This window comes from Aeromonas sp. HMWF015, assembly GCF_963878965.1.
Classification (GTDB): Bacteria; Pseudomonadota; Gammaproteobacteria; order Enterobacterales; family Aeromonadaceae; genus Aeromonas; species Aeromonas veronii.
Map to the genome: position 1 here is coordinate 9,856 of NZ_CAWNZT010000109.1, position 6,863 is coordinate 16,718.

Consider the following 6,863-nt stretch of genomic DNA (forward strand, 5'->3'; position numbering starts at 1 on the left):
GACTGGGAGATATGCAACTCGGCTGCGGCACGACTCACTGAAAAGCTGTCGGCCACGGCCACAAAATAACGGATCTGGCGAAAGGTAAAGTTCATCGGGCATCCTTGCCGATTGGTACGATGAGTGTGATTGGTAAGATTGGCTGCCAGCTTAACCGTAAACGGGCGCCTCGCCAAAACCGGACACTGCTGCCAACTCAATGACCTGCCGATTAAAACCATGCCCCTGCGGCTTGGCGAGCACAACAGGGGCATGGGTCATCGCAGCAAGGTGCAGACAGGGCTATCAGGATTTGTTGAGATATCCCGCCAACTGGCCGATCAGCCGCTTGCGCAGCTCGCCGAGTTTGGGTTTCTCGTCCGCACACCAGGGCAGCGGGCGGCACGCTTCGATGGTGCGCAGACCAAGGCGGGCGGTGAGCAACCCGGCTCCGACGCCCTGTGCGGCGCGGGCAGAGAGCTTGGCGGCAAACTCGGCCCCCAGCAGATCCATCCCCACCTCGGTCACCAGCTCGGTAGCACCGGCGTAGAGCATGTTGCGAAACACCTGACGAATGAGGCGTATGCGGCTCCAGTAGCCAAGCTCGATGGCATAGACATCGGCGATATCCTCGATCATCCGCAGGTTGCGCCACAGCATCAGCATCATGTCGACGGTGGCGAGCGGGCTCAACGCCACCAGCACCGCGGCCTCCCCCGACCATTTGGCCACCCGCGCCTGCGCCAGCTTGTCACGCTCGCCGAGCACCAGCTGGCTGTAGAGGGTCAGCACCTCCCGATCGCTGTGGCTCTCGTCGAGCTGTGCCAGCCAGGTCTGATACCCCTCGCGCCCCTTGTCGCCACTTTTGACCGCCAACCCTTCGCAAAAGGCCTGTCCCTGTCCGACCCCCTGATGGGCCAGCAGATCTTCTGCCCGCGAGCGCACATCCTGACGCCGCTTGAGGGTGCGCAGGCGCAGCCACTCGCGCCCCACCACGCTGGCGGTACTCGCCGCCACCAGCGCCGAGGCCGCCAGCCAGGCGCTGCCCCACAGCGGAGTAGTGAGAAATTGATCGTAAAGAAAGGCGCCATATTGGCCCAACGAGAGCAGACCGACTGCCCCCAGCCCCCACGCCAACAGCCGATGGCGGCGGTGCGGTTTGATGACGAGGGCGCTCTCCACCTCGGTGAAATCGTCCAGCTCGTCGAGGCGCTCGAAACTCGCCTCCTCCAACCGCTGGGCGGGTGCGGGTGGTCGCTCGTCACTGGCCACCGTCAAGGCAGGCTCAAGGATCACCTTGCCCTGCAGCGGTGGCCGCTCTTTTATCTGATCGTTCATCGCATTGTTCTCCTGAATGCGGAACCGAGAACAATCCCGGGCCGCACACCGTTATTCGAGGTGATCCCCGAGCAGAAACTCCAGCGCCGCATCGAGCCGGATATGGGGCAGCGCCTGATGGGCGCTCATGGGCATGGGGCGAAATGCCTGAAAATCAAAACCCTGATTGTTCCACCACTGCGCGGGGGGAATATGGGGCGGTACTTCACCCGGGAACAGCAACAGCGGCTCACCCGCGAGGCTGGTGCCACGGATGGCGGGGAACTCGCGGCCATTGGCCACCCCCTTGCCCACTTCGGTCGCCTTGATGGCGGCCAGCGCCAGACACTCGGTGGTGATCCCCTCAAAACGAGCCTGCCCGCGGCCACTGCGCACCAGATGCTGCAGCAGGGAAACCATGGGCGCGTGCTGTTCGGGGGTGACGTGATCAGCCTTGCTTGCCACAAACAGCAGTTTGTCGATCCGGGGCGAGAAGAGTCGCCGCCACCAGTTGCTCTTGCCGTAAGCAAAGCTCTCCATAATGCGGGCGATGGCCTGCTGCATGTCGCCAAAACTGGCTGCCCCGGCATTGAGAGGCTGCAGGCAGTCCACCAGCACGATCTGGCGATCAAAGCCGGCAAAGTGCTGTTCATAAAAACCCTGCACCAGATGCTGTTTGTACTGCTCGAAGCGCTGCTTGAGGGTGGCATAGAGGGTGCCATCGGCGGGCTCGCTGGCAGGCATCTCCCACACCCAGGGGACAAATTGCAGCATGGGGGCACCGGCATACTCCCCCGGCAAGACGAAGCGGCCGGGCTGGATCAGATGCAATCCCAACTCTTGTTTGCAGGCGTGCAGGTAGGCGGTGTAGCGCTCGGCAAGCTCAGCCACCGGCCGCTCTGCAAAAGGTTGCGCCGCTTGCCACTCGGGTGTCAGCCAGCTTGCGGCGAGCGCTTGCAGCTCGGGGCGACGCAGTTGCTCGCGCACCTGTTCACTCCACTGCTCGTAGCTCATATCAAGGAGCGGCAAGTCAAGCAGCCACTCCCCGGGGTAGTCCACCAGATCCACGTAGAGGGTGGAGATCTCCCCCAGATGCTTGCGCAGAGGATGGCGGGTGCGATAGCGGATTTCGAGGCGCACCTCGGCCACGCCGCGGGTGGGCTCGGGCCAGGCCGGAGGATCGCCAAACAGGGAATCGAGGCCGCGCTCGTAGGCAAAGGTGGGAATGTGGGCATTGAGCTGCGGCACCCGGCGCGCGCCGAGAATCCGCCCCTGACGCAGGGCATCCCACAACGGCAAACGGCCATCGATGGCCGCGTGTTCCAGCTGGTTGACCAGCGCCGTGATAAAGGCGGTTTTACCGCTGCGAGAGAGGCCGGTCACCGCCAGCCGGATATGGCGATCCCGTACCCGGTTCACCACGTCGTTCGCCTTGTATTGCAGGCGAGTCAACTTCTGTTCCAGTTTATTGAGTATCAAGGCTTGACCCGTTCTCCCTTGGTGGTTGCATCTGGCGTGATCGGTCGTGCGATAGGTCGACCGGTTATCCACGTCTGGATAGTTGGCGTCGATGGTGGATCATCACAGGAGGCGCCACCATCGACGATGGATGCTACAGCTTGCGAAATTCCCGCTGCAGGGTGAACTCCTTGGAGGTCACCAACTTCTCAATCCGCTGTACTCTGGGCTCCAGCGCGTCAAGTTCCTGCGCGATACGGCCCAGCGCCTGATGAGGGGTGATCCCCGCCTGCCAGCTGCGCGCCTTCATCCGCACCTCGGCAAAGTCGGCATCCTCTTGCGAATAGAGGGTGACCGGCTTTTTGTCGAGCAAGAACCAGGCTGCGATATAAGCGGTGAAGGTGATGAAACCGGCGAAGATGAGGCCACTGATGGCCAAGAGCCGCACGATCCAGGTCTCCACCCCGAAGTACTCTGCCAAACCGGCGCAGACTCCGGCTATCTTGCCGCGCTGGGGATCCCGGTACAGGTTACGCCCTTCACGACTCACATTGCTCATACCTTGTTCCTCCAGCCCGGCACTTCCGCATCCAGAATCGACTCCAGCGCGCCTACTCGCTCCTGCATCTTCTCGGCACGACCGAGCAGCCCTTGCAGTTGCTCCCGCTCGCTATCGGCGAGACCGGTGCCAATCCGCCCCTTGGCACGGTAGTGCAGCACCAGCCAGATGGGGGCCACCACCACCATGAAGACCACCATGGGAACCATCAATACACCCAGCAGATCTTCCATCTGTTACTCCCCCTGTTTGCCTTCGCTTTTGTTGTCGCCCTGACCCAGTTTCTGGCGCATCGCTTCCAGCTCGCGGCTGATCTGATCGTCCACTTCCAGTTCGGCAAACTGCTGCGCCAGCGCCTTGTCGGACTGACCCAGATCGGCGCGCGCTTCCATCTCGTCGATGCGACGCTCCATCCGCTCGAACTTGCTCACCACCGCCTGGCTCTCGCCACGGGCTACCTGGCTCTGCACGTTGAGACGGCTGCTGGCCGCTTCGGTGCGGATCGCCATCGCCTTTTGACGGGCGCGGGCATCTTCCAGCTTGGCTTCGAGCTGGCGGATCTCCTCACCCAGCTTCTCGATGCCGCTATCGACCGCTTGCTGCTCGCGGTAGAGGGTCTCTGACAACTCGGTCTGTTTCTTCTTCTCGATCAGGGCCGCGCGGGCCAGATCTTCACGCCCCTTGGTCAGGGCCAGCTCGGCCTTGGCTTGCCACTCGTCGACCCGCTCCTGATGACGAGCGACCTGACGGCCAATCTCTTTCTGGCTGGCGAGGAAGCGAGCCAGATTGGAACGCTCCTTGACCAGCTCATCTTCCATCTCCTGAATGATCAGGCGCACCATCTTCTGGGGATCCTCGGCCTTATCGAGCAGGGACGTCAGGTTGGAATTGATGATGTCGGCCAGACGGGAAAAAATACTCATGGTTGCACTCCTGTTGTTGGCATGGCGTTGTTTCTCCATTGACAATAGCAACTTGTGTGCCAATCAGGAATGAAATTTAACTTGTTGATTTATATGGGGCTGAAAGAGCGAATCACAAGATACCTGATGCAAGTGATGATAAAATTCACCAACTTTTGGTAAGATTGACCAGCTTTAACAACCGACAGGGATCACTATGACCACGGCCACGGAAAGCCTGCTGGGGGAATCCAACGCATTTCTCGAGATCATTGAGCAGACCTCACGGCTCGCCCCACTGCGCAAACCCGTGCTGATCATCGGTGAGCGGGGAACGGGCAAGGAGCTGATTGCCCACCGCCTACATTATCTCTCGGCGCGCTGGGATCAAAGCTTTGTCACCATCAACTGTGCCACCTTGAGCGAGAGCCTGCTGGAGACCGAGCTGTTCGGTCACGAGGCGGGCTCCTTTACCGGCGCAGCCAAGCGCCATCAGGGCCGCTTCGAGCGGGCCGATGGCGGCACCCTGTTCCTTGACGAACTGGCCACCACCAGCGCCCGGGTGCAGGAGAAGCTGCTGCGGGTCATCGAGTATGGCGAGTTCGAGCGAGTGGGTGGGGCCAAGCCCCTCAAGGTGGATGTGCGGCTGGTCTGCGCCACCAACGAAGATCTCCCAGCACTGGCCGACAAGGGGCACTTTCGCCACGATCTGCTCGACCGGCTCGCGTTTGATGTGATCACCCTTCCCCCCTTGCGGGAGCGGCGGGAAGATATCCTGATGCTGGCGGAGCACTTCGCCCACAGCATGACCCGGGAGCTGGGCTATCCGCTGTTTGCCGGTTTCTCGCGCAAAGCGACCCAGTTGCTGCTGGATTACCACTGGCCGGGCAACGTGCGGGAGCTGAAAAACGTGGTGGAGCGCAGTATCTACCGTCAGGGCAATCCCCAGTTGCCACTCTCGACCCTGGTGATCAACCCGTTTGATTCCCCCTGGCGCCCCGGCGCAAAGAGCAACCCGCAGTTGCCAGAGGCAACGGGGGAGGCACCAATCGCCACAGCGATGAGCTTGCCGCTTGACCTGAAACAGGCGGTGGCGGAGTTCGAGATTAATTTACTCAAGCAAGCGATGCAGCAATCCCAGTATAATCAGCGCAAAGCCGCTCAACTGCTGGCCTTAAGCTATCACCAGTTCCGTGGCATGCTACGCAAGTATCAGCTGCTGGATGGCGATAACGATGCAGAACAAGAGTGAAGGAGCCCGGTTGATGCCGACTCCAGCAACACGCCAGCCTTCGCGCTGGCACATTTGTATCAAAACGTGCGTACAAAACCCCTATAAGAACATGGTTCAACAATGAGAATGCTCACACCCTTGCTACTCGGTGTGCTGGTGCTGGTCACCGGCTGCCAGAAGCAACCCGAGGCCTCCAAAACCGGACTCATCTATTGTGCTGAGGGCTCCCCCCTCTCCTTCAATCCCCATGTTTCCAACTCCGGGGTGACACTGGATGCCAGTGCCCGTCCGCTCTATGACCGCCTGCTGGAGGTGAACCCCAACACTTTGGCGCTGGAGCCGGCGCTCGCCACCAATTGGCACGTCAGCGAGGACGGGCTCACCTATACCCTGACCTTGCGCAAGGGGGTGACCTTTCACCATACCCCTTGGTTCAAGCCAAGTCGTACCTTAAATGCCGATGATGTGGTCTTTACCTATGCCCGCCAGCTTGACGAGCAGCATCCCTACCACAACGTCTCTGGCGGCGACTACCCCTTCTTCTACAGCCTGGGGCAGGATCTGCTGATCAAGCGGGTGACCAAGAAGGGGCCGCAGACGGTGGTATTCGAGTTGAACCAACCGAACGCCTCCTTCCTAGCCACCTTGGCCAGCGACTATGCGGTGATCCTCTCCGCCGAATACGCCGAACAGATGCTGCAGGCGGGCACGCCGACCCTGTTGGATAGCCGCCCCATCGGTACCGGCCCGTTCAGCTTCAAGGCGTATCGCCACAACGAGTTCATCCGCTATCTGCGCCATCCCGGCTACTGGGGCGGCGATGCCAAGATTGAACAGCTGGTCTACGACATCACCCCCAAATCCGCCAAACGGCTGGCCAAGCTGCTGACCGGCGAGTGCGACGTGATGAGCACCCCTTCCGCCAGCCAGCTCTCGGTGATCAAGCAAAATCCGGAACTGAGCCTCTCTGTTCAATCGGGGATGAACGTGGCCTTTTTAGCCCTCAATACCCGCAAGCCGCCGTTCAACAACGTCAAGGTGCGCCAGGCGATTGCCAGCGCCATCAATATCGACAACCTGTTGCAGGCGGTCTATTTCGATACCGGTCTGCCCGCCAACAGCCTGCTGCCGCCCCTCTCATGGGGTTACAACCCCAGCCTGCCCGAGCGCAAGCCCGACCTGAAACGGGCGCGCCAGCTGCTCAAGGAGGCGGGACTGGAGAAAGGGTTCGAGATGCAGGTGCTGGTACAACCGGACGCCCGCCCCTACAACCCGGATGCAGTCAAGACTGCCCAGCTGATCCGCAGTGATCTGGCCAAGGTCGGGATCAAACTCAAGATCGTGCAACGGGAGTGGCCGGTGATCGAAGGTCGCCTCACCCAGGGGCAGTACGACAGCTTGCTCTCCGGCTGGA

8 protein-coding genes are annotated in these 6,863 nt (G+C 61.0%); 2 read left to right on the plus strand and 6 right to left on the minus strand.

Features of this window, described 5'->3' with window-relative positions:
- The 6 genes from AACS18_RS23140 to pspA form a co-directional block, all read right to left on the minus strand.
- The coding region (locus tag AACS18_RS23140; protein WP_258228862.1) for a helix-turn-helix domain-containing protein at window positions 1-95 on the minus strand (95 nt) is incomplete at its 3' end.
- Between the two features lie 190 nt (window positions 96-285).
- Complete coding sequence (locus tag AACS18_RS05325) at window positions 286-1,317, minus strand: YcjF family protein (protein WP_108613889.1); 1,032 nt, start codon at window positions 1,315-1,317, stop codon at window positions 286-288.
- A gap of 51 nt (window positions 1,318-1,368) precedes the next feature.
- Window positions 1,369-2,775, minus strand: coding sequence for a YcjX family protein (locus AACS18_RS05330; protein WP_108613890.1), 1,407 nt, complete (start codon window positions 2,773-2,775; stop codon window positions 1,369-1,371).
- A gap of 133 nt (window positions 2,776-2,908) precedes the next feature.
- Complete coding sequence (gene pspC / locus AACS18_RS05335; protein ID WP_181363414.1) at window positions 2,909-3,313, minus strand: envelope stress response membrane protein PspC; 405 nt, start codon at window positions 3,311-3,313, stop codon at window positions 2,909-2,911.
- Entirely contained in the window at window positions 3,310-3,546 is a 237-nt protein-coding gene (pspB, locus tag AACS18_RS05340; RefSeq protein ID WP_101325020.1) for an envelope stress response membrane protein PspB, read from the minus strand. Before pspB ends, pspC begins: the two co-directional genes overlap by 4 nt.
- A gap of 3 nt (window positions 3,547-3,549) precedes the next feature.
- Window positions 3,550-4,236 carry a phage shock protein PspA gene (gene pspA, locus AACS18_RS05345; protein WP_108613892.1) on the minus strand — a complete coding sequence of 229 codons (687 nt, stop codon included), beginning with the start codon at window positions 4,234-4,236 and terminating at the stop codon, window positions 3,550-3,552.
- A 196-nt stretch (window positions 4,237-4,432) separates the two neighbouring features.
- Between pspA and pspF the strand changes: the two genes are divergently transcribed.
- Both pspF and AACS18_RS05355 read left to right on the plus strand, forming a co-directional pair.
- Window positions 4,433-5,467, plus strand: a complete 1,035-nt coding sequence (gene pspF, locus AACS18_RS05350; RefSeq protein ID WP_108613893.1) for a phage shock protein operon transcriptional activator — start codon at window positions 4,433-4,435, stop codon at window positions 5,465-5,467.
- A 108-nt stretch (window positions 5,468-5,575) separates the two neighbouring features.
- The coding region (locus AACS18_RS05355) for an ABC transporter substrate-binding protein (protein WP_258228863.1) at window positions 5,576-6,863 on the plus strand (1,288 nt) is incomplete at its 3' end.